The sequence below is a fragment of the Aquabacterium humicola genome (genome assembly GCF_030167915.1).
In the GTDB taxonomy this organism is placed as follows: domain Bacteria; phylum Pseudomonadota; class Gammaproteobacteria; order Burkholderiales; family Burkholderiaceae_C; genus Pseudaquabacterium; species Pseudaquabacterium humicola.
In genome coordinates this window covers 2069806-2093328 of record NZ_JARGNB010000001.1, presented here as the reverse complement: position 1 = coordinate 2093328, position 23523 = coordinate 2069806, and the positions used below count along the sequence as shown (strand labels likewise).

General features: G+C 70.5%; 19 protein-coding genes and 1 riboswitch. Of the genes, 16 read left to right on the top strand and 3 right to left on the bottom strand.

The features are described 5' to 3' along the window. The first annotated feature begins 43 nt into the window (after positions 1-43). A riboswitch (S-adenosyl-L-homocysteine riboswitch) is annotated at positions 44-136 on the top strand. A gap of 25 nt (positions 137-161) precedes the next feature. The 4 genes from metH (at position 162) to P1K89_RS09350 (ending at position 6945) form a co-directional block, all read left to right on the top strand. After that, a complete protein-coding gene (metH, locus tag P1K89_RS09365) occupies positions 162-2906 on the top strand; it encodes a methionine synthase (RefSeq protein ID WP_284616104.1) in 2745 nt (914 codons plus the stop codon). A gap of 225 nt (positions 2907-3131) precedes the next feature. Continuing rightward, the gene (locus P1K89_RS09360) at positions 3132-4949 is read left to right on the top strand and encodes a DUF1800 domain-containing protein (RefSeq protein ID WP_284616103.1); all 1818 of its coding nucleotides are present in this window, start codon (positions 3132-3134) and stop codon (positions 4947-4949) included. 13 nt (positions 4950-4962) lie between these two features. Further along, entirely contained in the window at positions 4963-6525 is a 1563-nt protein-coding gene (locus P1K89_RS09355; protein WP_284616102.1) for a DUF1501 domain-containing protein, read from the top strand. 153 nt (positions 6526-6678) lie between these two features. Then, on the top strand, positions 6679-6945 hold the full coding sequence (locus tag P1K89_RS09350) for an H-NS family nucleoid-associated regulatory protein (protein WP_284616101.1): 267 nt from the start codon (positions 6679-6681) through the stop codon (positions 6943-6945). Between the two features lie 12 nt (positions 6946-6957). Here P1K89_RS09350 and P1K89_RS09345 read toward each other — a convergent pair whose 3' ends face one another. Continuing rightward, the gene (locus tag P1K89_RS09345) at positions 6958-8484 is read right to left on the bottom strand and encodes a YifB family Mg chelatase-like AAA ATPase (protein WP_284616100.1); all 1527 of its coding nucleotides are present in this window, start codon (positions 8482-8484) and stop codon (positions 6958-6960) included. A 284-nt stretch (positions 8485-8768) separates the two neighbouring features. Here P1K89_RS09345 and P1K89_RS09340 point away from each other — a divergent pair, with 284 nt between their 5' ends. The 5 genes from P1K89_RS09340 to P1K89_RS09320 all read left to right on the top strand — a co-directional run bounded on the left by P1K89_RS09340 (position 8769) and on the right by P1K89_RS09320 (position 14908). Continuing rightward, on the top strand, positions 8769-9497 hold the full coding sequence (locus P1K89_RS09340; RefSeq protein ID WP_284616099.1) for a TorF family putative porin: 729 nt from the start codon (positions 8769-8771) through the stop codon (positions 9495-9497). 11 nt (positions 9498-9508) lie between these two features. Then, positions 9509-9847: a P-II family nitrogen regulator gene (locus P1K89_RS09335; RefSeq protein WP_173126889.1), complete on the top strand. Its 339-nt coding sequence runs from the start codon at positions 9509-9511 to the stop codon at positions 9845-9847. A gap of 36 nt (positions 9848-9883) precedes the next feature. Then, the gene (locus P1K89_RS09330; protein WP_284616098.1) at positions 9884-11410 is read left to right on the top strand and encodes an ammonium transporter; all 1527 of its coding nucleotides are present in this window, start codon (positions 9884-9886) and stop codon (positions 11408-11410) included. A 176-nt stretch (positions 11411-11586) separates the two neighbouring features. Then, entirely contained in the window at positions 11587-12876 is a 1290-nt protein-coding gene (gshA, locus tag P1K89_RS09325) for a glutamate--cysteine ligase (protein WP_284616097.1), read from the top strand. Positions 12877-13024: 148 nt separating this feature from the next. Beyond that, a complete protein-coding gene (locus P1K89_RS09320) occupies positions 13025-14908 on the top strand; it encodes a potassium transporter Kup (RefSeq protein ID WP_284616096.1) in 1884 nt (627 codons plus the stop codon). A 6-nt stretch (positions 14909-14914) separates the two neighbouring features. Here the strand turns inward: P1K89_RS09320 and P1K89_RS09315 are convergent, their stop codons facing one another. Together P1K89_RS09315 and P1K89_RS09310 are read right to left on the bottom strand one after the other, a co-directional pair. Then, the gene (locus P1K89_RS09315) at positions 14915-15475 is read right to left on the bottom strand and encodes a GNAT family N-acetyltransferase (protein ID WP_284616095.1); all 561 of its coding nucleotides are present in this window, start codon (positions 15473-15475) and stop codon (positions 14915-14917) included. Positions 15476-15601: 126 nt separating this feature from the next. Further along, the gene (locus P1K89_RS09310) at positions 15602-16363 is read right to left on the bottom strand and encodes a class II glutamine amidotransferase (RefSeq protein ID WP_284616094.1); all 762 of its coding nucleotides are present in this window, start codon (positions 16361-16363) and stop codon (positions 15602-15604) included. A gap of 117 nt (positions 16364-16480) precedes the next feature. On the opposite strand from P1K89_RS09310, the gene P1K89_RS09305 reads away from it, so the two are divergent. From P1K89_RS09305 to P1K89_RS09275, 7 genes are all read left to right on the top strand, one after another. Further along, entirely contained in the window at positions 16481-17659 is a 1179-nt protein-coding gene (locus tag P1K89_RS09305; RefSeq protein ID WP_284616093.1) for a benzoate/H(+) symporter BenE family transporter, read from the top strand. A gap of 14 nt (positions 17660-17673) precedes the next feature. Further along, positions 17674-18636 carry a glutathione synthase gene (gene gshB, locus P1K89_RS09300; protein ID WP_284616092.1) on the top strand — a complete coding sequence of 321 codons (963 nt, stop codon included), beginning with the start codon at positions 17674-17676 and terminating at the stop codon, positions 18634-18636. Further along, positions 18633-19739, top strand: coding sequence for an S-(hydroxymethyl)glutathione dehydrogenase/class III alcohol dehydrogenase (locus P1K89_RS09295; protein ID WP_284616091.1), 1107 nt, complete (start codon positions 18633-18635; stop codon positions 19737-19739). The genes gshB and P1K89_RS09295 overlap by 4 nt, the downstream gene beginning before the upstream one ends. Before the next feature lie 10 nt (positions 19740-19749). Beyond that, the gene (fghA, locus tag P1K89_RS09290; protein ID WP_284616090.1) at positions 19750-20604 is read left to right on the top strand and encodes an S-formylglutathione hydrolase; all 855 of its coding nucleotides are present in this window, start codon (positions 19750-19752) and stop codon (positions 20602-20604) included. Beyond that, positions 20601-20972 carry an AbrB/MazE/SpoVT family DNA-binding domain-containing protein gene (locus P1K89_RS09285; protein ID WP_284616089.1) on the top strand — a complete coding sequence of 124 codons (372 nt, stop codon included), beginning with the start codon at positions 20601-20603 and terminating at the stop codon, positions 20970-20972. The genes fghA and P1K89_RS09285 overlap by 4 nt, the downstream gene beginning before the upstream one ends. Next, positions 20969-21367 (top strand): type II toxin-antitoxin system VapC family toxin, encoded by a 399-nt coding sequence (locus P1K89_RS09280; RefSeq protein ID WP_284616088.1) that lies wholly within the window; start codon positions 20969-20971, stop codon positions 21365-21367. Before P1K89_RS09285 ends, P1K89_RS09280 begins: the two co-directional genes overlap by 4 nt. Before the next feature lie 76 nt (positions 21368-21443). After that, the gene (locus P1K89_RS09275) at positions 21444-23414 is read left to right on the top strand and encodes an ATP-binding cassette domain-containing protein (RefSeq protein WP_284616087.1); all 1971 of its coding nucleotides are present in this window, start codon (positions 21444-21446) and stop codon (positions 23412-23414) included. Positions 23415-23523 lie beyond the last annotated feature (109 nt).

The window sequence follows — 23523 nt, the reverse complement described above, 5'->3', positions numbered from 1 at the left end:
CGTGAAGCGTGAAGCGCGGCGGGCCAGGCCCTAGAATCCGGCTCCTCCCGAGGAGCGTTGCAACGGCCCATCCGAGTCACGGATCGGCGCCGCCAGGCTCGGGAGTCGTCTCCCGCAGCAACGGCGCTCACCCACACGAAGCCTTCAGCCTCTGGGTGAGTATGAACACCGATTCCGCCGCCTCTTCGCGCCCCGCGCCGCCGCCGATGCGCCTGGCCGGCCTCGAGCCCGTCGCCATCGGCGATCAAAGCCTGTTCGTCAACATCGGCGAGCGCACCAACGTCACCGGCTCGAAGGCCTTCGCGAAGATGATCCTCGAGGGTCGCTTCGAGGACGCGCTGTCGGTCGCGCGCCAGCAGGTCGAGAACGGCGCGCAGATCATCGACATCAACATGGACGAGGCGATGCTCGACAGCCAGGCGGCGATGGTGCGCTTCCTGAAGCTGATCGCCAGCGAGCCGGAGATCGCGCGCGTGCCGATCATGGTCGACTCGTCGAAGTGGAGCGTGATCGAGGCCGGCCTGCAGTGCCTGCAGGGCAAGGGCATCGTCAACTCGATCTCGCTGAAGGAGGGCGTTGCCGAGTTCAAGCGCCAGGCGACGCTGCTGCGCCGCTACGGCGCGGCCACCGTCGTGATGGCTTTCGACGAGCAGGGCCAGGCCGACACCTTCGCGCGCAAGACCGAGGTCTGCGCGCGCGCCTACCGGATCCTCGTCGACGAGGTCGGCTTCCCGCCCGAGGACATCATCTTCGACCCGAACATCTTCGCGATCGCCACCGGCATCGAGGAGCATGCGAACTACGCGGTCGACTTCATCGACGCGACGCGCTGGATCAAGGCCCACCTGCCCGGGGCGAAGGTCTCCGGCGGCGTTTCCAACGTGTCGTTCAGCTTCCGCGGCAACGAGCCGGTGCGCGAGGCGATCCACACCGTGTTTCTCTATCACGCGATCAGAGCGGGCATGGACATGGGCATCGTCAACGCCGGCATGGTCGGCGTCTACGACGAGCTCGACGCGGACCTGCGCGAGCGCGTCGAGGACGTGGTGCTGAACCGCCGCACCGACGCCACCGAGCGGCTGCTGGAGGTCGCCGACGCGGTCAAGGGCGCGGCCAAGGACGACAGCCAGCGCCTGGCCTGGCGCGCGCACGACGTCGAGACGCGCCTGGCGCATGCGCTGGTGCACGGCATCACCGACTTCATCGTCGACGACACCGAGGAGTGCTGGCAGAAGATCCGCGCCGGCGGCGGCCGGCCGCTGCACGTGATCGAGGGCCCGCTGATGAACGGCATGAACACGGTGGGCGACCTGTTCGGCGCCGGCAAGATGTTCCTGCCGCAGGTGGTCAAGTCGGCGCGCGTGATGAAGCAGGCGGTCGCCCACCTCGTGCCCTACATCGAGGAAGAGAAGCGCCAGCTCGAGGCCGCCGGCGGCGACGTGCGCTCCAAGGGCAAGATCGTCATCGCGACGGTGAAGGGTGACGTGCACGACATCGGCAAGAACATCGTCACGGTGGTCCTGCAGTGCAACAACTTCGAAGTGATCAACATGGGCGTGATGGTGCCGTGCCAGGACATCCTGGCGAAGGCCCGCGTCGAAGGCGCCGACATCGTCGGGCTGTCCGGCCTGATCACGCCCAGCCTCGAGGAGATGCAGCACGTCGCCGCCGAGATGCAGCGCGACGAGTGGTTCCGCATCAAGAAGATCCCGCTGCTGATCGGCGGGGCCACCTGCAGCCGCGTGCACACTGCGGTGAAGATCGCGCCGAACTACGAGGGGCCGGTGGTCTACGTGCCGGATGCCTCGCGCTCGGTGGGCGTGTGTGCCGACCTGCTGTCCGACGAACGCGCGACGAAGTTCCTCGACGAGCTGAAGGCCGACTATGAGCGCGTGCGCCAGCAGCATGCGAACAAGAAGCAGACGCCGCTGGTGTCGTGGGCCGACGCGCGAGCCAACCGCACGCCGATCGACTGGGCGGCCTACCTGCCGCCGAAGCCGAAGTTCATCGGCCGCCGCGTCTTCCGCAACTACGACCTCGCCGAGCTCGCCGCCTGCATCGACTGGGGCCCGTTCTTCCAGACCTGGGACCTCGCCGGCCGTTTCCCCGAGATCCTGCGCGACGAGCTCGTCGGCGCCGAGGCCCAGCGCGTCTTCAGCGACGGCAAGCGCCTGCTGCAGCGGCTGATCGAAGGGCGCTGGCTGCAGGCCAGCGGCGTGCTCGCGCTGCTGCCGGCGAACACCGTCGACGACGACACGATCGAGGTGTATGCCGACGAGTCGCGCGACAAGGTGCTGCTGCGCTGGCGGCCGCTGCGCATGCAGACCGAGCGGCCCGTCATCGACGGCGTGAAGCGGCCCAACCGCTGCCTCGCCGACTTCGTCGCGCCGCGGGGCGTTCAGCGGGACTACATCGGCCTCTTCGCGGTGACCGCGGGCCTCGGCATCGACAAGAAGGTGAAGCAGTTCGAGGCCGACCACGACGACTACTCGGCGATCATGCTGAAGGCGCTGGCCGATCGCCTCGCCGAAGCCTTCGCCGAGCGCCTGCACCAGCGCGTGCGCACCGAGCTGTGGGGCTACGCGGCCGACGAGGCGCTGGGCAACGAGGACCTGATCGCCGAGAAGTACCGCGGCATCCGGCCGGCGCCCGGTTACCCGGCCTGCCCGGACCACGGCGTCAAGCGCGCGATGTTCGAGGTGCTGGACGCCACCGAGATCGGAATGGGCCTGACCGAAAGCCTGGCGATGACCCCCGCGGCCAGCGTCTCGGGCTTCTACCTCGCGCATCCCGAGTCGACCTACTTCAATGTCGGCCGCATCGGCCACGACCAGCTCGACGCCTGGGCCGCCGCCGAGGGGCGCGATGCCGAGGCCGCGGCGCGCGCGCTGGCCGCGTTGCTGTAGCGGGTCCGTCACGCCCTCCGCATCGTTGAATTACGCGGCGGGCGCGGCGGTGCGCGCCGTTGCGCGACGCCGCGCTGACGCTCCGTCCTGGTGCTAGCAGCCGGCGGTAAGCCCGGCAACGAGCCGTAAGCACCTCTCCGTTCGTGACAAAGTTTGCAGATTGCGGACGCACTTGCCTCCAAGAATCCGCGCCACAAATCCGAGCGGGCGAGGGCGAGCATGAGGATGAGCACACCGACAGGGTGGGCGCTGGCGTCGGCGTGGCTGGCGCTGGGCCTGCAGGGCTGCGGCGGCGGTGACGACGCGGCGGCCGCCTCCACCGCGGCCGCGACCGAGCCGATGCGCGCCGCCGTGGCGCCAGCGACGCACGCCCCGGTCGATGCTCAGCGCCAGGCGCTCGCGGTGCGCGCGGCCGCCGTCAGCGTCGCCGACGCGCACCGGCTGTTGACGCAGGCCAGCTTCGGTCCCACCAGCGCCACGCTGGCCGACGTGCAGGCGCGCGGTGCCGCGGGCTGGATCGACCACCAGTTCACGCTCGGGTCGCCGAACGCAATGCGCCTGTACTGGGAAGCCGTCGATGCCCAGATCCAGGCCGCCGACCCGACGCGCAAGGCCGGCACCACCGAGGTCTACAACGCCTTCTGGAAGCAGGCGCTCATCGCACCGGACCAGCTGCGCCAGCGGGTGGCCTTCGCGCTGTCGGAGATCTTCGTCGTCTCGCTCGACGGCGCGCCCAACAGCAACCCGCGCGCGGTGGCCGCCTACCACGACATGCTGGCCGCCCAGGCCTTCGGCAATTACCGCCAGCTGCTCGAATCGGTGGCGCTGCATCCGATGATGGGCGTGTACCTGTCGCACCTGAAGAACCAGAAGGCCGACCCGCTCACCGGCCGCGTGCCGGACGAGAACTTCGCGCGCGAGGTGATGCAGCTGTTCTCGATCGGCCTCGTGCAGCTGAGCCCCGACGGCCTGCCCATCTACGGCCCGGACCGCCAGCCCGCGCCCACCTACGGCGCCGCCGACATCGCCGGCATGGCCAAGGTGTTCACCGGCTGGAGCTGGGCCTGCCCGGACGCGCCGCACAAGAACTGCTTCCTCTACGGCAACGCCAACGGCAAGAGCGACCCCGACCGCGGCTTCAAGCCGATGGTGGCCTACCCGCAGTACCACAGCACCGAGGTGAAGCAGTTCCTCGGCGCGACGGTGCCGGCGCAGTCCACCGCCAACCCGGCGCAGAGCCTGAAGGTCGCGCTCGACACGCTGTTCAACCACCCGAACGTCGGGCCGTTCATCGGCCGCCAGCTGATCCAGCGCCTGGTCACCAGCAACCCCAGTCCGAGCTACGTGCGCGCCGTGTCCGCGGCCTTCGCCAACAACGGCGCGGGCGTGCGCGGCGACATGAAGGCGGTGCTGCGCGCGGTGCTGCTGCATCCGGAGGCGCGCAGCGCGACGACCGATCCCGCGGCGGGCAAGCTGCGCGAGCCGGCCTTGCGCGCGACCGCGCTGATGCGCGCCTTCGGCTACACGTCCGACAGCGGGCTGTACCGGCTGGGTGATACCAGCAACCCGGGCAGCGCGCTCGCGCAGCAGCCGCTGAAGTCGCCGTCGGTCTTCAACTTCTTCCGGCCGGGCTACGTGCCGCCCGGCACGCAGGCGGCCGCGCGCTGGCTGACGGTGCCGGAGATGCAGCTGGTGCACGAGACCAGCGCCGCCGGCTACGTGAACTTCATGCGCAATGCGATCGGCTCGGGCGCCGGCTCATGGAACGCCACGCTGCAGCGCAACGACCTGCAGCCGAACTTCTCCGCCGAGCTGGCGCAGGCCGCCCAGCCGGCCGCGCTGGTCGACGGCGTGGGGCTGAAGCTCACCGGCGCGGCGCTGCCCGCGGCGCTGCGCACCGAGATCGTCAACGCCGTCAGCGCCATCACCATCCCGACGCCGAACGCGACCAACGCGGCGCAGATCGACAAGGCCAAGCGCAACCGCGTCAATGCCGCGGTGCTGCTCGTCGCCGCGTCGCCCGAATTCCAGATCCAGAAGTGAGGGGGGACCGACGATGAAGACCTTCGATGCTTCGCGCCGCCAGTTCCTGGCCCGGGGCGCCGCGCTGTCCACCTGTGGCGCCGGTGCGCCGCTCGCGCTGAACCTGGCCGCCCTCGGCAGCGCCGCCGCGGTGTCCGGCAACGCCGCGGCGCAGAGCGCCGGCGACTACAAGGCGCTGGTCTGCGTGTTCCTGTTCGGCGGCAACGACGCCTACAACACGGTCCTGCCGACCGACAGCGCGTCCTGGCTGAACTACAGTGCCGTGCGCAACCAGGCCCCCGACCCGATCGCGCTGCTGGCGCCGGGCACGCCGCCGAACCTCGCCGCGGCCGTGGCCACGCCGGCCCGCCTGGGCGGCGTGCTGCCGCTGGCGCCGGTGGTCGCGCTGCCGCGGCCGGTGGCACTGCATCCGCTGCTGACGCAGCTGCAGGGCCTGTTCAACACCGACCGGCGCCTCGCGGTGATCTCGAACATCGGCCCGCTGGTGATGCCGACCACCAAGGCGCAGCTGGGCCTCGACAGCCATCCGAAACCGGCGAACCTGTATTCGCACAACGACCAGCAGAACACCTGGCAGGCACTGGCGCCCGAAGGGGCGACGCGCGGCTGGGGCGGCCGCATGGGCGACCGCCTGGCGGCGCTGAATGGGCTGCCGGTTTTCACCTCGGTGTCCGCCGCCGGCAATGCGGTGTGGCTGGCCGGCGACGCGGTGCAGCAGTACCAGGTCGGCGGCAACGGCGCGATCCGGCTGGGCAGCGATTCGAACGGCAAGGTCTACGGCTCGACCGCGGTGGCCCAGGCGCTGCAGCGCATCGCCGGCACGCCGCGCAGCGCCCACGTGCTGGAGGCGGACCTCGCCGGCGTCGCGCAGCGCTCGATGGCCGCCGAGGCCACGCTGCGCAACGCGCTGCGCCCGGCGGACAGCGCGCCGTTCGGCACGCCGGCGCCGGCCGGCAGCAACTACAGCGCCGAGAACGATCCGCTGCTGCGTTACCTGAACCCGCTGACCGGCAACAGCGCCGGCAACGGCCTCGCGCAGCAGCTGCAGGTGGTCGCGCGCATGATCGACGCCGGCCGCTCGACGCTGGGCGCACGCCGCCAGGTCTTCTTCGTCAGCCTCGGCGGCTTCGACACGCACGACGCGCAGAACCGCAACCAGGCCGACCTGCTCGCCAGGCTCGGCCAGGGCCTGGCCTATTTCGACGCGACGATGGGCGCGCTGGGGCTGCGCGAGCAGGTGACGCTGTTCACCGCCAGCGACTTCGGCCGCAGCTTCACCAGCAACGGCGACGGCACCGACCATGGCTGGGGTGCGCACCATGTCGTGCTCGGCGGCGCGGTCAAGGGCGGCCGCGTCTACGGCAGCCTGCCGGTGCTCGGCGCGAAGAACGCCAACAACAACAACTTCGATTCGAGCCCCGACCAGCTCGGCAACGGCGTGCTGCTGCCGAGCACGTCGGTCGACCAGCTCGGGGCGACGCTGGGCCGCTGGTTCGGCCTGAGCGACGCGGAGCTGGCCGACATCTTCCCGAACCTGAAGTACTTCTCGCAGAAGAACCTCGGCTTCATGGTCTAGCCAGGGCCTGCCGGCGGGCGGCGCGAGCCCGCCCACGGCGTTGCGAGGGCCAGCGTCACCGCGCCGCCGGTGCGGCCGCTCGCCGGGTGGCCTTGGCTATCATCGCCGCTTCGAGCCGCTGCCTTCCGCGCGGCGGCGCCACCCGTGGCCACCATGGTTCTGCGACGACAGCTTTCGCCCGAGCAGCGCGCGGCCCTCGCGCGCATCGAAGGCCTCATCGAGTACTGGCAGATCAGCGTCGACGAGATCGAGGCGGCGCCCGACGTGCCGCCACCATCGGCGCCGGCCGGCAGCGGCGCGCGCTACCGCCACCCGGTGTCCGGCGAGACCTGGGACGGCCGCGGCGAACACCCCGAATGGCTGCGCCGCGCCCTGCTGACCGAAGGCCTGCGCGTCGCCGACGTCAAGCTCGACGGCTGAGCGCGCTGCCGGTCACGCGCTGAGCAGCGCGCGCCGGAACTGCAGCGCCTCGGCCAGGTGCACCACGGCGATCGCTTCGGCGCCCCCCAAGTCGGCGATCGTGCGCGCGACCTTCAGCACCCTATGCAGCGACCGGCCGGACCAGCCGAAGCGCTTGGCCGCCTGTTCGAGGAAGCGCGCCGATGCGGCATCGAGCCGGCAGTGCTCGTCGAGCTGTGCGGCGGCGAGCGCGGCGTTGGCCGCGCCCTGGCGCGTGCGCTGGCGCTCGCGCGCGCGGGCGACACGTTCGGCCACCGCGGCGCTCGGTTCGCCGGCCGGCTGCGCGAGCATGTCCGCGGCCGGCACCAGCGTGACCTCGACCTGCAGGTCGATGCGGTCGAGCAGCGGCCCCGAGAGCCGGCCCTGATAACGCGCAATCTGCTCGGGTGAACAGCGGCAGCTGCGGCCCGAGGCCGCCGGCGCGCCGAGCCAGCCGCAGGGGCAGGGATTCATCGCCGCGATCAGCTGGAAGGCCGCCGGGAAGCTGGCCTGGCGCGCCGCGCGCGAAATCGTGATCTGACCGGTTTCCAGCGGCTCGCGCAGTGCCTCGAGCGCGCGGCGCGGGAACTCGGGCAGCTCGTCGAGGAACAGCACGCCGCCGTGCGCGAGCGAGATCTCGCCCGGCCGCGGCGGCACGCCGCCGCCCACCAGTGCCGCGGCACTGGCCGAGTGGTGCGGCGCGCGCACCGGCCGCTGGCGCCAGCGCTGCGCGTCGAAGCCGCCCGGCGCCAGGCCCTGCAGCGCGGCGCTGGCCAGCGCCTCGGCCTCGTCCATCGGCGGCAGCAGGCCGGGCAGGCGCTGCGCGAGCATCGACTTGCCGGTGCCCGGCGGGCCGACCATCAGCAGGCTGTGCGCGCCGGCCGCGGCGATCTCCAGCGCGCGTTTCGGCGCCGCCTGGCCGCGCACGTCGGCGAGGTCGGGCGCGCTCGCCGCGGCCACCGCCTCCGGCGCGACGGCGCGCGGCAGCGGCTCGGCGGCGTCGCCGGGCTGCATCGCGCGCACGACGTCCAGCAGGTGCGCGGCGCCATGCACCTGCGCATCGGTCACGCGGGCGGCCTCGCGGGCGCTGGCGGCCGGCAGCACCAGCGGCCGGTCGCGACCCGACCGCCCGGCGCCCAGCGCCAGCGCGAGCGCGCCCCGCACCGGGCGCAATTCGCCGGCCAGCGACAACTCGCCGGCGAACTCGCAGCGCGCCAGCTTTGCGGCATCGAGCTGGCCGTCGGCGGCCAGGATGCCGAGCGCGATGGGCAGGTCGAAGCGGCCGGACTCCTTCGGCAGGTCGGCCGGCGCCAGGTTGACAGTGATGCGCTTGTTGTGCGGAAAGGCGAAGCCGGAATTCACCAGCGCCGCGCGCACGCGTTCCCGCGCTTCCTTGACCTCGGTGTCCGCCAGGCCGACCAGCGTGAAGCTCGGCAGCCCGTTGGCCAGGTGCACCTCGACCTGGACCTCGGGCGCCTGCAGCCCGTCCAGCGCACGGCTGCCGATCACGGCCAGCGTCATCGTCCGCTCCCTTCCCTCGCCCTGCGGGCTGTGGATATACACAGCATTGTGGCGGTCGCGGACCGGGCCGCGGGCCGCGACTCCCCAGTTCATCCGCCGTCGGTACGAGCCGCAGCGACTGCACCGGTTCGGTGCCATTCCAGGCATTGCGCCATCACGGTGCACGCCGGCGCCGCAAATCGGGTCATGTTCCCCGCGTTGGGGCGGTTCTGCGGGCGGTGGGCCGTGGCATGGAAGCTGCAAAACCCGGCCGGACCCCCTCTCGCCCCTCGGAGCCCTTGCACATGAAGAAATCCCTGCTCGCCCTTTCGGTCGCCCTGACGGCGGCCGCGGCGCCCACGGCCTCGTTCGCCGACCTCGCGTTCAACGTCGGTGCGGTGTCCGACTACCGCTACCGCGGCATCTCGCAGACCCGCCTGAAGCCTGCGCTGCAGGGCGGCATCGACTGGAGCGGCAACGGCTTCTACGTCGGCACCTGGGCCTCGACGATCAAGTGGATCAAGGACTTCGGCGGCGATGCCGGCGTCGAGATCGACGTCTACGGCGGCTACAAGGGCGAGATCGCCAAGGACCTCGCCTACGACGTCGGCGTGCTGACCTACTACTACCCGCGTAACAAGCTCAACCCCAGCGCCAACACCACCGAGCTCTACGGCGCGCTGACCTTCGGCCCGGCGACGGTGAAGTACTCGCACGCGGTGACCGACACCTTCGGCAACCTCGACAGCAAGAACAGCTTCTACCTCGACGCCAGCGCGAGCTTCGAGATCGCCGACGGCTGGATGCTGGCGCCGCACATCGGCTACCAGAAGATCAAGGGCCCGTTCAGCGATCCGGCGACCTACACCGACTACTCGCTGACCCTGAGCAAGGACTTCAGCGGCCTGGTGCCCAGCATCGCGATCGTCGGCACCGATGCCGACAAGGCGTTCTACGTGCCGGGACCGTTCGGCAACAGCACCAAGTTCCTCGGCAAGACCGCCGTGGTCGTGGGCGTCAAGTACAACTTCTGAGGAGAGCAACCATGAAGATGGTGACCGCCATCGTCAAGCCGTTCAAGCTCGACGAAGTGCGCGAGGCGCTCAGCGCCATCGGCGTGCAGGGCATCACGGTGACCGAGGTCAAGGGCTTCGGGCGCCAGAAGGGCCACACCGAGCTCTACCGCGGTGCCGAGTACGTCGTCGACTTCCTGCCGAAGGTGAAGATCGAGGCGGCCGTCGACGACGCCATCGTCGAGCGCGTGATCGAGGCGATCGAGTCGTCGGCCCGCACCGGCAAGATCGGCGACGGGAAGATCTTCGTCTCGGCGCTGGAGCAGGTGGTGCGCATCCGCACCGGCGAAACCGGCAAGGACGCGCTCTGATCGCGCGTTAGAACACATCCACATCCGAGACAACCCATGAAGAAACTGCTTGCTTCATTGGCCCTGGGCCTCGCGGTCCTCGGCTTTGCCGGCGGCGCGCTGGCCCAGGACGCCGCGGCGTCCGCGCCGGTCGCCGCCGCGTCGGCGGCGACCATCGAAGCCGCGCCCGCCGCGGCTGCCGCATCGGCGCCGGCCGTTGCGGCCTCCGCCGAAGCCGCGTCGGCCCCGGCCGCGCCGGTGGCCAACAAGGGCGACAACGCCTGGATGCTGGTGTCGACGCTGCTGGTCATCATGATGACGGTGCCCGGCCTGGCGCTGTTCTACGGCGGCCTGGTGCGCAGCAAGAACATGCTGTCGGTGCTGATGCAGGTGATGGTGACGTTCTCGCTGATCGTCGTGCTGTGGGCCGTCTACGGCTACAGCCTGGCGTTCACCGAGGGCAATGCCTTCATCGGCGGCCTCGACCGGCTGTTCCTGAAAGGCATCTTCGACCCCGCGACCGGCACCTTCGCGATGGGCGCGACCTTCAGCAAGGGCGTCTACATCCCCGAGCTGCTGTTCGCCGCCTTCCAGGCCACTTTCGCCGGCATCACCTGCTGCCTGATCGTCGGCGCCTTCGCCGAGCGCATCAAGTTCTCGGCGGTGCTCGCGTTCATGGTGCTGTGGTTCACCTTCAGCTACGCGCCGATCGCCCACATGGTCTGGTACTGGATGGGCCCGGACGCCTACGCGAGCAAGGACGTCGTCGACGCGATGAACGCCAAGGCCGGCCTGATCTGGCAATGGGGCGCGCTGGACTTCGCGGGCGGCACGGTGGTGCACATCAACGCCGCGGTCGCCGGCCTGGTGGGTGCCTTCATGCTCGGCAAGCGCGTCGGCTACGGCCGCGAGGCGATGGCCCCGCACAGCCTGCCGCTGACGATGGTCGGTGCCGCGATGCTGTGGGTGGGCTGGTTCGGCTTCAACGCCGGCTCGGCGCTGGAAGCGGGCAACTCGGCGGTGCTGGCGTTCATGAACACCTTCACCGCCACCTCGGCCGCCGTGCTGGCCTGGTGCCTGGGTGAATCGCTGATGCGCGGCAAGGCCTCGATGCTGGGTGCCGCGTCGGGTGCCGTCGCCGGCCTCGTGGCGATCACGCCGGCCGCCGGCAACGTCGGCCTGATGGGCGCGATCGTCATCGGCCTCATCGCCGGCTTCGCCTGCCTGTGGGGTGTCAACGGCCTGAAGAAGCTGCTCGGCGCGGACGACTCGCTCGACGTGTTCGGCGTGCACGGCGTCGGCGGCATCGTCGGCGCGCTGCTGACCGGCGTGTTCAACACGCAGGACCTCGGCGGCCCCGGCCTGGTGACCGACTGGGTCACCGCCACCGTCGGCTCGAACCCGATCGGTGCCCAGGTGTGGATCCAGCTGAAGGCCGTGCTGCTGACGGTGGTCTGGTCCGGCATCGTCGCGGCGGTCTCTTACAAGATCGTCGACCTGGTGATCGGCCTGCGCGTCACCGAGGAAGAGGAGCGCGAAGGCCTCGACATCTCGAGCCACGGCGAGACGGCCTACAGCAAGTAAGCCGCGTCGTCGACGCACGAAGGGCTGCCCGCGGGCAGCCCTTTTTTCTTGGCGGACCGCTGGATCGGGTACGGGCGCGACGCTTGCCGTTCGACCCAGCCTCTGTTCTTGCCTTTTCCTCCGGCGGCGCCACCTTCCTACAATCTTCACCGTTACGCCCGCCGCAGGCCTGCCCCATGGTCCCCCACCTCATCACCGCGCTCACCGGCCCGATCAACGAGCTGGAAGCCCGCATCCTCGACTCGATGCCGGCGATCGAGCGCTGGTTCCGCCTGGAATGGATGGAGCACACGCCGCCGTTCTACAGCGCGGTCGACCTGCGCAACGCCGGCTTCAAGCTGGCGCCGGTGGATACCAACCTCTACCCGGGCGGCTTCGGCAGCCTGACGCCGGAGATGCTGCCGCTGGCGGTGCAGGCGGCGATGGCGGCGATCGAGAAGATCTGCCCCGAGGCGAAGAACCTGCTGCTGGTGCCCGAGAACAACACCCGCAGCACCTTCTACCTGACCAACCTGCAGCGCCTGGTGCGCGTATTCACGCAGGCCGGCCTGAACGTGCGCCTGGGCTCGCTGGACCCGGAGCTGAAGACGCCGAAGACGCTGCGCCTGCCCGACGGCAGCGAGCTGGTCGTCGAGCCGCTGGAGCGTTCGCAGCGCCGCCTGGGGCTGAAGAACTTCGACCCCTGCACCATCCTGCTGAACAACGACCTCTCCGAGGGCACGCCCAAGGTGCTGGAAGGCCTGCACGAGCAGTACCTGCTGCCGCCGCTGCATGCCGGCTGGGGCCACCGCCGCAAGAGCCGCCACTTCCAGAGCTACGAGGACGTGGCCAAGAAGTACGCCAAGCTGCTGGGCATGGACCCCTGGCTGATCCACCCGATGTTCGCCCACTGCGGCGAGGTCGACGTCGTCGACGACGCGGGGCTCGACTGCATGAAGACCCATGCCGACGCGCTGCTCGGCAAGGTGCGCCGCAAGTACAAGGAATACGGCATCAACGAGAAGCCCTTCGTCGTCATCAAGGCCGACAACGGGCCGAGCGAGCTGGGCATCTGCACCGTGCGCGACGCGAAGGAGCTCGACGCGGTGTGCCAGCGCGTGCGCCAGAAGGCGGCCGCCGGCGGCCCGGTGCTGAGCGACGTGATCATCCAGGAAGGCGTGCCGACCTACGAGCGCATCAACGACGCGGTGGCCGAGCCGGTGGTCTACATGATCGACCGCTACGTCGTCGGCGGGTTCTACCGGGTGCATGCCGAGCGCGGCGTCGACGAGAACCTCAACGCGCCGGGGGCCAGCTTCGTGCCGCTGGCCTTTGCCGAAGGGCATCACCTGCCGCGGCCCGGCGAGCGCCCGGGCGCCAGCGCGCCGAACCGGTTCTACATGTACGGCGTCATCGGCCGGCTGGCGATGCTGGCGGCGAGCTACGAGCTCGAGGCGACCGACCCCGAAGCCGAGGTCTACGAGTAGCGCGGGCCGGCGGCGGCGGCGTCGCGCCGCGGCCACGCGCACCGGCCCCCGCCAGTTCGGGCGCTGGCATGCTGCGGTGCAACAGGCGTAGGATCGCGGTCCTTTCGGCTCCCGCTGACCGCTCGATGACGGCCGGCGATCCTCCGCAGTGAGTACGGCGAATGCCCCCAAGAGCCCGGCCCAGGTGGCCGCGCTCACTCTCGGCGCCCTCGGCGTCGTCTATGGCGACATCGGCACCAGCCCGCTGTATGCATTGAAGGAGGTCTTCCACGGCGGGCACGTCGAGACGACCCCGGACAACATCCTCGGCGTGCTGTCGCTGATCTTCTGGACGATGACCATCATCGTCTCGATCAAGTACGTGCTGCTGATCCTGCGTGCCGACAACAACGGCGAAGGCGGGCTGATCGCGATGCTGGCGCTGGCCACCACCGCGGTGCGGGAGAAGCCGGCGTTGCGCCGCACGCTGATGACGGTGGGCCTGTTCGGCACCGCGATCTTCTACGGCGACGGCGTCATCACGCCGGCGATCTCGGTGCTGTCGGCGGTCGAGGGCCTGGGCGTCGCGGCGCCGCAGCTGCACGACGTCGTGATCCCGCTGACGCTGGTCGTGCTGACCGCGCTGTTCGCGGTGCAGCGCTTCGGCACCGGCGGCATCGGCCGCGCCTTCGGGCCGATCACGCTGGTGTGGTTCGTCGCGCTGACCTTGCTCGGCCTGCCGCACATCCTGGCCAACCCCGGCGTGCTGGTGGCGCTGAACCCCGGCTACGCGATCGGCTTCTTCGTGCACCACCCGCTGGTGGCCTTCATCGGCCTCGGCGCGGTCGTGCTGTGCGTGACCGGCGGCGAAGCGCTCTACGCCGACATGGGCCACTTCGGCCGCAAGCCGATCCGCATCGCGTGGTACGCGATCGTGATGCCGGCGCTGGTGGTCAACTACTTCGGCCAGGGCGCAATGCTGCTGCAGCGGCCCGAGGCGATCACGAACCCGTTCTACCTGATGGCGCCGGGGTGGGCCCAGCTGCCGCTGGTGTTCCTGGCCACCGCGGCGACGGTGATCGCCTCGCAGGCGCTGATCACCGCGGCCTTCTCGGTGACCAAGCAGGCCATCCAGCTCGGCATCCTGCCGCGCATGCGCATCCTGCACACCTCCGTGCGCGATACCGGCCAGATCTACGTGCCCTTCGTGAACTGGGGCCTGTTCGTCTTCATCGTGCTGGCGGTGGTGTTGTTCCGCACCTCGTCGAACCTGGCCACCGCCTACGGCATCGCGGTGACGCTGGACATGACGATCACCACGGTGATGACCTTCTTCGTCATCCGCTACGGCTGGAAGTACCCGCTCGCGCTGTGCCTGGCGGCCACCGGTTTCTTCTTCGTCATCGACGTCGCCTTCTTCGCGTCGAACATGCTGAAGCTGTTCACCGGCGGCTGGTTCCCGATCCTGATCGGCATCGGCATGTTCACGCTGATGGCCACCTGGGCGCAGGGCCGCAAGCAGCTCGCCGAGCGCCTGCACGACGACTCGATCGAGCTGCAGGGTTTCCTCGACGCGGTGTTCATCAGCCCGCCGACGCGCGTCGCGGGCACCGCGGTGTTCCTGTCGGCCGAGCCCGGCCTGACGCCGAACGCGCTGATGCACAACCTGAAGCACAACAAGGTGCTGCACGAGCACAACCTGTTCGTCTCGGTGAAGCACCACGAGGTGCCGTGGATCGGCTTCGACAAGCGCATCCAGATGGAGTCGCTCGGCCACGACTGCTGGATGGTGGTGCTGCACTTCGGGTTCAAGAACGATCCCGACGTGCCCGAGGCGCTGCAGCTGCTGGCCGACCGCGGCATCCCGCTGCCGGAGATGGACACCAGCTATTTCCTGAGCCGCGACATCGTGATACCGACCTTCGGGCGCGGCATGGCGATGTGGCGCGAGAAGCTCTTCGCCAGCATGCACCGCAACGCGGCGGCGGCGGCGGATTTCCTGAACCTGCCGTCCAACCGCATCGTCGAGCTCGGCGCGAAGGTCGAGATCTAGCGCCGGCTAGGCGTTCAATGACGCGGCCATCGGCGGCCGCCGCAGGTGCAGGTGCAGCGACGGCTGCGGCAGCGCGGCCTCGAAGCCGAAGCGCTGCACCCAGCTGCAGGCGGGGCTGTCGGGCTCGACGTGCAGGTCGATGGCCTGGCCCCGGCGGTCGGCGTCGGCGGTCAGCCCGCGCATCACCTGGCTGCCGACGCCGCAGCCGCGCCAGGGGCGCACGAGCGACAGCTCGATCAGCGTCGCCTGCCGCGGCGCGGCCTGCCAGCTCAGCCGGCCGATCGGCGAGCCCTGCACCAGCAGCAGCAGGCACAGTGCGTCGGCATGACGCCGCCTGTGCTGGCGCTGCAGCTCGTCGAACTGCTGGTCGAGGAAGTTGCGGCAGCGCGAGGCCGGCCAGCCGGTGGCGCGCATCGCCGGTTCGCGGGTGTCGGCATAGAGCGCGCGCAGGAAGGCCTCGTCGCTCGCGGCGACCGGACGCGCTTCGAGCGCATGGGCGCCGTTCTCGGGCGCCTCGCGCGCCCATCCCAGCCACGCGCCGAGCGCGGCCGATCGTCCTGCCACCATGTCCCAACCAGCCCTCTTGTGATGAGGGGCATGCTAGGCAGGGCGGCCGGTGCCGGGGTGCGTGGAAGTGGACAGCCGGGCAGTGAACTAGTGCACTTCATTCCGGGCGCGGGCGGCCGATAACGCTCACGCGCTGACGGTGGCCCCCAGGCGCGACAGCCGCACCCAGCTGTTCGGCGGCACCGGGTGCCACTGGCCGGTGTGCGTGTTCACCGGCTCGGACGCGATGATGCTGCCGCGCTCGCCTTCGTTGACGTACAGCGTCGGCGGCTTGCCGTCGCTGGCGAAACGGAAGGCATGGATCTGGTCGCCATCGGCCAGCGCGGCGGCGAAGCGCAGCGGCTCGTCGACGCCGGCGGCGCGCATCAGCGCCAGCGTGTCGTCCAGCACCGTCGGCATCGCCTGCTCGGCGGTTTCGCCGGCCTCGATGCGCGCCAGCGTCAGCAGGAACAGCAGCTCGGAATCGGTGGCGCCGCGGCGCGCGGCGAACAGGTGGTCCGGCAGCCGCGCCTCCAGCGCGCGGCGCACGCGGGCGTAGCCGCCGATCTGGCCGTTGTGCATGAAGAGCCAGCGGCCCTGGCGGAACGGGTGGCAGTTCTCGCGCGACGTCGACGTGCCGGTGGCGGCGCGCACGTGGGCGAAGAACAGGCGCGAGCGCAGCGTGCGGCACAGCGACTGCAGGTTCTCGTCGCCCCAGGCCGGCATCGCCTCGCGGTAGACGCCGGGTTCGTCACGGTCGCCGTACCAGCCGATGCCGACGCCGTCGCCGTTGGTCGCCGTCTTGGCCTGCGTCGCCAGGCGCGACTGCGCGACCAGCGAGTGCTGCGCCGAGCACACCAGCTCGTCGAGGTACAGGGGGTCACCCAGGTAGGCGAGCAGGCGGCACATGGTCGATGTTCTGGTGGACAGCGGGGGAGATGGCTGTTTATCGGCGCCGGGTCGCGGTGGCTTGAATGCGCGCCGCCCGGCAGCCCGGCATCGCGGGGGCCGATATGCTGCCGCGCCATGAAGAATGTCCTGGCCGACCTGTCTCTGACCGCCGTGGTCGCCGGCTTCGTCGCGGTGCTCGTCGGCTACACCAGCGCGGTGGCCATCGTCTTCCAGGCGACGCAGGCCCTCGGCGCCACGCCGGCGCAGACCGCGTCGTGGATGTGGGCGCTCGGGCTGGCGATGGGGCTGTCGAGCATCGCGCTGTCATGGCGGACGAAGCAGCCGGTGCTCACCGCGTGGAGCACGCCCGGCGCCGCGCTGCTCGCAGCGACGCAGGGCATCCCGATGGCCGAGGCCATCGGCGCCTTCGTGATCTGCGCGCTGCTGATCATCACCGCGGGCCTCACGCGGCTGTTCGAGCGGGTGATGGACAAGGTGCCGATGGCCATCGCCGCGGCGCTGCTGGCCGGCGTGCTGGCGCGCTTCGGGCTCGACGCGGTCGGCGCGGTGCGCAGCGCGCCGGGCATGGTCATCGGCATGGCGCTGGTTTTCCTGGCCGGGCGAAGAGGGTGGCCGCGCTACGCGGTGCCGGGCACGCTGCTCGGCGGCGTGCTGATCGCCGCGCTGCAGGGCCGCCTCGGCCTGCCTGCATTGCAGGCGGTGGACTGGGGCTGGACGCGGCCGGAGGCGGTGATGCCGGCCTTCAGCATCGCCGCGCTGGTCGGCGTCGCGCTGCCGCTGTTCATCGTCACGATGGCCTCGCAGAACCTGCCCGGCGTCGCCGCGCAGCGGGCGGCGGGCTACCGGGTTCCGGTGTCGCCGGTGATCACCGCGACCGGCGTCGCGACCCTGGTGTTCGCGCCCTTCGGCGCCTTCGGCATCAACCTCGCGGCGATCACCGCGGCGATCTGCATGAGCCGCGAGGCGCACGAGGACCCGGCGAAGCGCTACTGGGCCGCGATCGCCGCCGGCGTGTTCTACGTGCTGCTGGGCCTGGCGGGCGGCGCGGTGGCCGGGCTGCTGGCGGCGTTCCCGCGCGAGCTGGTCGCCGCCGTGGCCGGGCTGGCGCTGATCGGGACCATCGCCGGTGGCCTGGCCACCGCGCTGAAGGACGAGACGCACCGCGACGCCGCTGCCATCACTTTCCTCGTCACGCTGTCCGGGGTGTCAATGGCCGGCATCGGCTCGGCCTTTTGGGGCGTGGTCGCGGGCAGCGTCGCGTTGGCCGTGCAACACTGGCGCCCCGTTCGCTGAGCCCCGGGCCGCCCATGAAACTGCTCTTCGTTGCCGACCCGCTGGAGGTCTTCAAGACCACCAAGGACACCACCTTCGCGATGATGCGCGAGGCCGCGCGGCGCGGCCACCAGCTGTGGGCCTGCGAGCCGGCCGACCTGGTGTGGGTGAAGGGCGCGCGGGTCGTCGCGCGCGCGGCGCGCGCGATCGCGCTGACCGGCGACCAGAAGGCCTGGTTCACCGTGCTGAGCCAGGGCGAGCTGGCGCTGGCCGACACCGATGCGGTGATCATGCGCAAAGACCCGCCGTTCGACAGCGAGTACTTCTACGCGACGCACCTGCTCGGCCAGGCCGAGCGCGAGGGCGCGAAGGTGTTCAACAAGCCGGCGGCCCTGCGCGACCATCCCGAGAAGCTGGCGATCCTGGAGTTCCCGGAGCACATCGCGCCGACGCTGGTCACGCGCTCGGCCTCCGCGGTGCGCGCCTTCCATGCCGAGCACCGCGACATCATCCTGAAGCCGCTCGACGGCATGGGCGGCATGGGCATCTTCCGCGTCGGCCCCGACGGGCTGAACCTGGGCTCGATCGTCGAGACGCTGAACCGCGACGGCGCGCAGACCCTGATGGTGCAGAAGTACCTGCCGGAGATCGTGCACGGCGACAAGCGCGTGCTGGTCATCGCCGGCGAGCCGGTGCCGTATTCGCTGGCGCGCATCCCGCAGGGCAGCGAGATCCGCGGCAACCTGGCGGCCGGCGGCAAGGGCGTCGCGCAGCCGCTCACCTCGCAGGATAGGAAGATCGCCGAGGCGCTGGGCCCGGTGCTCGCCGCGCGCGGGCTGCTGCTGGTCGGCCTGGACATCATCGGCGACTGCCTGACCGAGATCAACGTCACCAGCCCGACCTGCTTCCAGGAAATCACGCAGCAGACCGGCTTCGACGTGCCGAAGATGTTCGTCGACGCGCTGGAGGCGGCGGTCCGCGAAGGAGAAGACGCATGAAGACCAAGGCCGCGGTTGCCTGGAAGGCAGGCGCCCCGCTGATCATCGAGGACGTCGACCTGGCCGGCCCGCGCGACGGCGAGGTGCTGGTCGAGGTCAAGGCCACCGGCATCTGCCACACCGACTGGTACACGCTGTCGGGCGCCGATCCGGAAGGCCTGTTCCCGGCGATCCTCGGCCACGAGGGCGCGGGCGTGGTGCTGGAGGTCGGCGCGGGCGTGCCGTGGCTGAAACCCGGCGACCACGTGATCCCGCTGTACACGCCCGAATGCCGGCAGTGCAAGTTCTGCCTGTCGCGCAAGACCAACCTCTGCCAGGCGATCCGCGCCACACAGGGCAAGGGGCTGATGCCGGACGGCAGCAGTCGCTTCTCGCTGGACGGGAAACCCCTGCTGCACTACATGGGGACCTCGACATTCTCGAACCACATCGTCGTGCCCGGCATCGCGCTGGCGAAGATCCGCCCCGACGCGCCCTTCGACAAGGTCTGCTACATCGGCTGCGGCGTGACGACCGGCGTCGGCGCGGTGCTGTTCACCGCGAAGGTCGAGGCGGGTGCCAACGTCGTCGTCTTCGGCTTGGGCGGCATCGGCCTGAACGTGATCCAGGGCGCCAAGATGGTCGGTGCCGACAAGATCATCGGCATCGACATCAACCCGGCCCGCGAGTTGATGGCGCGCCGCTTCGGCATGACGCACTTCATCAATCCGAAAGACGTGCCGAACGTCGTCGACGCGATCGTGCAGCTCACCGACGGCGGCGCCGACTACAGCTTCGAATGCATCGGCAACACCCAGGTGATGCGCCAGGCGCTGGAGTGCACGCACAAGGGCTGGGGCCGCAGCATCATCATCGGCGTGGCCGAGGCCGGCGCGGAGATCAGCACGCGGCCGTTCCAGCTGGTCACCGGCCGCAAGTGGGAAGGCTCGGCCTTCGGCGGCGCGCGCGGCCGCACCGACGTGCCGAAGATCGTCGACTGGTACATGGACGGCAAGCTGAAGATCGACGAGCTGATCACGCACAAGCTGCCGCTGGAGCGCATCAACGAAGGCTTCGAGCTGATGAAGCGCGGCGAGTCGATCCGCTCGGTGGTCGAGTTCTGAGCGGCGGCGCATGAACGGCGTCGAGACGCTGTCGGCGCACCGTGCGTTCGGCGGCACGCAGGCCTTCCACCGCCATGCCTCGCGCGAGATCGGGCTGCCGATGCGCTTCGGGCTGTACCTGCCGCCGCAGGCCGAGGCCCGACGCGTGCCGCTGCTGGTCTACCTCGCCGGCCTGACCTGCACCGAAGAAACCTTCGCGATCAAGGCCGGCGCGCAGCGCCTGGCGGTCGAACTCGGTCTTGCGCTGCTGACGCCGGACACCAGCCCACGCGGCGCCGGCGTGCCCGGTGAGGACGCGGCCTGGGACTTCGGCATCGGCGCCGGCTTCTACCTCGATGCCACGCAGGCGCCGTGGTCGCGCCACTGGCGCATGGAGAGCTGGCTGATGGCCGAGCTGCTGCCGCTGGTGGCGGCCGAAGCCCCGGTCGATCGCGAGCGCATCGGCCTCGTCGGCCATTCGATGGGCGGCCATGGCGCGCTGACCCTGGCGCTGCGCCACCCGGGGCGCTTTCGCAGCCTGTCGGCGCTGGCGCCGATCTGCGCGCCGATGTCGTGCCCGTGGGGTGTCAAGGCTTTCACGGGTTATCTCGGCGACGACCGCGCGGCCTGGACGGCGCACGATGCGTCGGAACTGATGCGTTCACAACCCAGCGCACCGTACCCCGGCGGCCTGCTGATCGACCAGGGCCTCGCCGACCAGTTCCTGGCGACCCAGCTGCACCCCGAAGCTTTCGAGGCCGCCTGCGCCGCGGCCGGCCAGCCGCTGCAGCTGCGCCGCCATGCCGGCTACGACCACGGCTACTACTTCATCGCCAGCGTGATCGACGACCACCTGCGCCACCACGCGCAGCGGCTGGGCGATTGATCCCGACTCGCGGCGGTATTACATTCTCGATCAAGTCATACCTGCCCGCGATCATGCCGAATACGCTCACCTCGAAAGCCCAGGTCACGCTGCCGAAGGCGATTCGCGATCATCTTCGCGTCGCCCCCGGGGATGCCGTGGAATTTCGCATCGTGGCCGATGGCAGCGTGCGTGTCGAACCGGCGGCACCGGTGGCCGATTCGCCTCGCGCATTGGCCGCCGCGCGCGCGAAGTTCGGCAAGCTGCGTGGCTGCGGCGGACGCAGCGGCGAAGCCGGCACGGATGCCTTGATGCGACTGCTGCGCGGTTATGACGACGATGCCGCCGATCCGGGGCTCGAGCCGGTCGCGACGCGGCGTCGCGCATGATCCTCGTCGACACCTGCGTCCTGGTCGATGTCACCGCGGACGATCCTGCCTGGCGCGACTGGTCCGTCGATCAGCTCGCCCGCTGGAGTTTGCGAGGCCCGCTGCTGACCAACCCGATCGTCTTCGCCGAATGGTGCAGCGACTTCGACACCTTCGAAGCGGCAAGTGCGGCGCTGCAGGACTTCGGCCTGCAGTGGGAGGATCTGCCGCGCGAGGCCTTGTTCCTCGCTGCGCAGGCGCATCGTCTCTACCGCCGCCGCGGAGGCACGCGCCCGATGGTGCTGCCGGATTTCCTCATCGGTGCCCACGCGGCCGTTCGCCGGGTGCCGCTGCTGACGCGTGACAGGCGTCGCTTCGACGCCCACTTCCGGGGACTGGAAATCGTCACGCCCTGAAAGGGCAGCGCGCTCACGCCGCCGCCAGCGCCCGCCCGTCGGCGTCGAACAGCGGCCGCAGCGGACAATGCAGGGCATGGCCCTGATCACCGTCACCAACGCCCAGCTCGCCTACGGCCACTGGCCCCTGCTGGACCATGCCGACTTCACGCTCGAAGCCGGCGAACGCATCGCGCTGATCGGACGCAACGGCACCGGCAAGTCCTCGCTGCTGAAGGTGCTGGCCGGCATCGACCGGCTCGACGACGGCACGCTGCAGCTGCAGCAGGGGCTGCGCCGGACCTACGTGCCGCAGGAGCCGCTGTTCGCGTCCGGCGCGACGGTCTTCGAGGCGGTCAGCGAGGGCCTCGCCGAAGTGAAGGCGCTGCGCGCGCGCTTCGAACAACATGCGAGCCTTCATGGCGAGCCTGACGGCCCGCGTGGCGACGACCTCGACGCGCTGCAGACGCGCATCGAGGCGCTCGACGGCTGGACCTGGGAGCAGCGGGTCGACGAGGCGCTGCAGCGCCTGCACCTCGACCGCGATGCGGCCATCGATGCGCTGTCCGGCGGCACGAAGAAGCGTGTCGCGCTGGCGCAGGCGCTGGTCACGCGGCCCGACGTGCTGCTGCTCGACGAGCCGACCAACCACCTCGACCTCGACGCAATCGACTGGCTGCAGGCCTTGCTGACCGACTGGGGCGGCGCGCTGGTCGTCGTGTCGCACGACCGCGCGTTCATCGATGCCGTCGCCACCCGCATCGTCGAGCTCGACCGCGGCCAGCTGCGCAGCTACCCCGGCAACTTCAGCCGTTATGAAACGGTGAAGGAGGACGAGCTGTCGGCCGAAGCGCTGGCCAATGCGCGCGCCGACAAGCTGCTGGCGCAGGAGGAGGTGTGGGTGCGCAAGGGCGTCGAGGCGCGGCGCACGCGCAGCGTCGGCCGCGTCGCGCGGCTGAAGGCCCTGCGCGAGCAGCGCAGTGCGCGGCGCGAGCAGCTCGGCCAGGTGCGGCTCGAGCTGGCGACCGGCTTGCCCAGCGGCAAGATCGTCGCGGAGCTGCAGGACGTGACGCTGCGATACCCGGCGAGCGCCGAGGGCGGCGCGGGCGACAAGCTGATCGTTGACCGCTTCTCGGCCACCGTGCTGCGCGGCGACAAGATCGGCCTGATCGGCCCGAACGGCGCCGGCAAGACGAGCCTGCTGCGCCTGATCCTCGGCGAGCAGGCGCCCACGTCGGGCACGGTGCGCCGCGGCACGCAGCTGCAGGTGGCCTACTTCGACCAGATGCGCGCCGGGCTGGACCTCGACGCAACGCTCGCGCACACCATCAGCCCGGGCAGCGACTGGATCGAGATCGGCGAGGGCTCGAAGGCCGTGCGCAAGCACGTGATGAGCTACCTCGGCGACTTCCTCTTCGCACCCGAGCGCGCGAACTCGCCGGTGCGCACGCTCTCGGGCGGCGAGCGCAACCGGCTGCTGCTGGCGCGGCTGTTCGCGCTGCCGGCCAATGTGCTCGTGCTCGACGAACCGACCAACGACCTCGACATCGACACGCTGGAGCTGCTGGAAGAGCTGCTGCAGTCCTATCCCGGCACGGTGTTCCTCGTCAGCCACGACCGGCGTTTCCTCGACAACGTGGTGACCAGCCTGATCGCCTGGGAAGGCGACCTGAAGCCGGGGCTGTGGAAGGAGTACGAAGGCGGCATCGACGACTGGCGCGCGGCGCGCGGGCGGGCCGCGGCCGCCGCTGCGGCCGCGGCACCGAAGGCGCCCACCACGCCAGCCCCGTCCGCCACGCCGGCGCCCGCCGCCGCGGCGCGCGACACCGCGGCGAAGCCGAAGACCAAGCTGAGCTACAAGGAACAGCGCGAGCTCGACGAGCTGCCCGCGCGCATCGAGGCGCTCGAAGCCGAGCAGCAGGCGATCGGCGCGCGCCTGGCCGGCACCGAGCTGTACCAGCAGGAGCCGCAGCGTGTCGCCGAGCTGCAGGCGCGCTATGAAGCCATCGAGGACGAGCTGATGGCGGCGCTCGAGCGCTGGGAATATTTGGCGGCGCCGCAACGATGAAGGGGTGGGTTAACCGCAGGTTGTAGCGGAGGTGACAACGGCGGCGTGCCGTGCGGCCCTACCTTGGCGCGCCGCACGCACCACCACCGACCCAACGAGGGAGTCCCCG

What these genes read in the sequence shown, in the direction of transcription:
- metH (WP_284616104.1), top strand. Translation starts at nt 162, where the DNA reads ATGAACACCGATTCCGCCGCCTCTTCGCGCCCCGCGCCGCCGCCGATG.
- P1K89_RS09360 (WP_284616103.1), top strand. Translation starts at nt 3,132, where the DNA reads ATGAGCACACCGACAGGGTGGGCGCTGGCGTCGGCGTGGCTGGCGCTG.
- P1K89_RS09355 (WP_284616102.1), top strand. Translation starts at nt 4,963, where the DNA reads ATGAAGACCTTCGATGCTTCGCGCCGCCAGTTCCTGGCCCGGGGCGCC.
- P1K89_RS09350 (WP_284616101.1), top strand. Translation starts at nt 6,679, where the DNA reads ATGGTTCTGCGACGACAGCTTTCGCCCGAGCAGCGCGCGGCCCTCGCG.
- P1K89_RS09345 (WP_284616100.1), bottom strand. Translation starts at nt 8,484, where the DNA reads ATGACGCTGGCCGTGATCGGCAGCCGTGCGCTGGACGGGCTGCAGGCG.
- P1K89_RS09340 (WP_284616099.1), top strand. Translation starts at nt 8,769, where the DNA reads ATGAAGAAATCCCTGCTCGCCCTTTCGGTCGCCCTGACGGCGGCCGCG.
- P1K89_RS09335 (WP_173126889.1), top strand. Translation starts at nt 9,509, where the DNA reads ATGAAGATGGTGACCGCCATCGTCAAGCCGTTCAAGCTCGACGAAGTG.
- P1K89_RS09330 (WP_284616098.1), top strand. Translation starts at nt 9,884, where the DNA reads ATGAAGAAACTGCTTGCTTCATTGGCCCTGGGCCTCGCGGTCCTCGGC.
- gshA (WP_284616097.1), top strand. Translation starts at nt 11,587, where the DNA reads ATGGTCCCCCACCTCATCACCGCGCTCACCGGCCCGATCAACGAGCTG.
- P1K89_RS09315 (WP_284616095.1), bottom strand. Translation starts at nt 15,475, where the DNA reads ATGGTGGCAGGACGATCGGCCGCGCTCGGCGCGTGGCTGGGATGGGCG.
- P1K89_RS09310 (WP_284616094.1), bottom strand. Translation starts at nt 16,363, where the DNA reads ATGTGCCGCCTGCTCGCCTACCTGGGTGACCCCCTGTACCTCGACGAG.
- P1K89_RS09305 (WP_284616093.1), top strand. Translation starts at nt 16,481, where the DNA reads ATGAAGAATGTCCTGGCCGACCTGTCTCTGACCGCCGTGGTCGCCGGC.
- gshB (WP_284616092.1), top strand. Translation starts at nt 17,674, where the DNA reads ATGAAACTGCTCTTCGTTGCCGACCCGCTGGAGGTCTTCAAGACCACC.
- P1K89_RS09295 (WP_284616091.1), top strand. Translation starts at nt 18,633, where the DNA reads ATGAAGACCAAGGCCGCGGTTGCCTGGAAGGCAGGCGCCCCGCTGATC.
- fghA (WP_284616090.1), top strand. Translation starts at nt 19,750, where the DNA reads ATGAACGGCGTCGAGACGCTGTCGGCGCACCGTGCGTTCGGCGGCACG.
- P1K89_RS09280 (WP_284616088.1), top strand. Translation starts at nt 20,969, where the DNA reads ATGATCCTCGTCGACACCTGCGTCCTGGTCGATGTCACCGCGGACGAT.
- P1K89_RS09275 (WP_284616087.1), top strand. Translation starts at nt 21,444, where the DNA reads ATGGCCCTGATCACCGTCACCAACGCCCAGCTCGCCTACGGCCACTGG.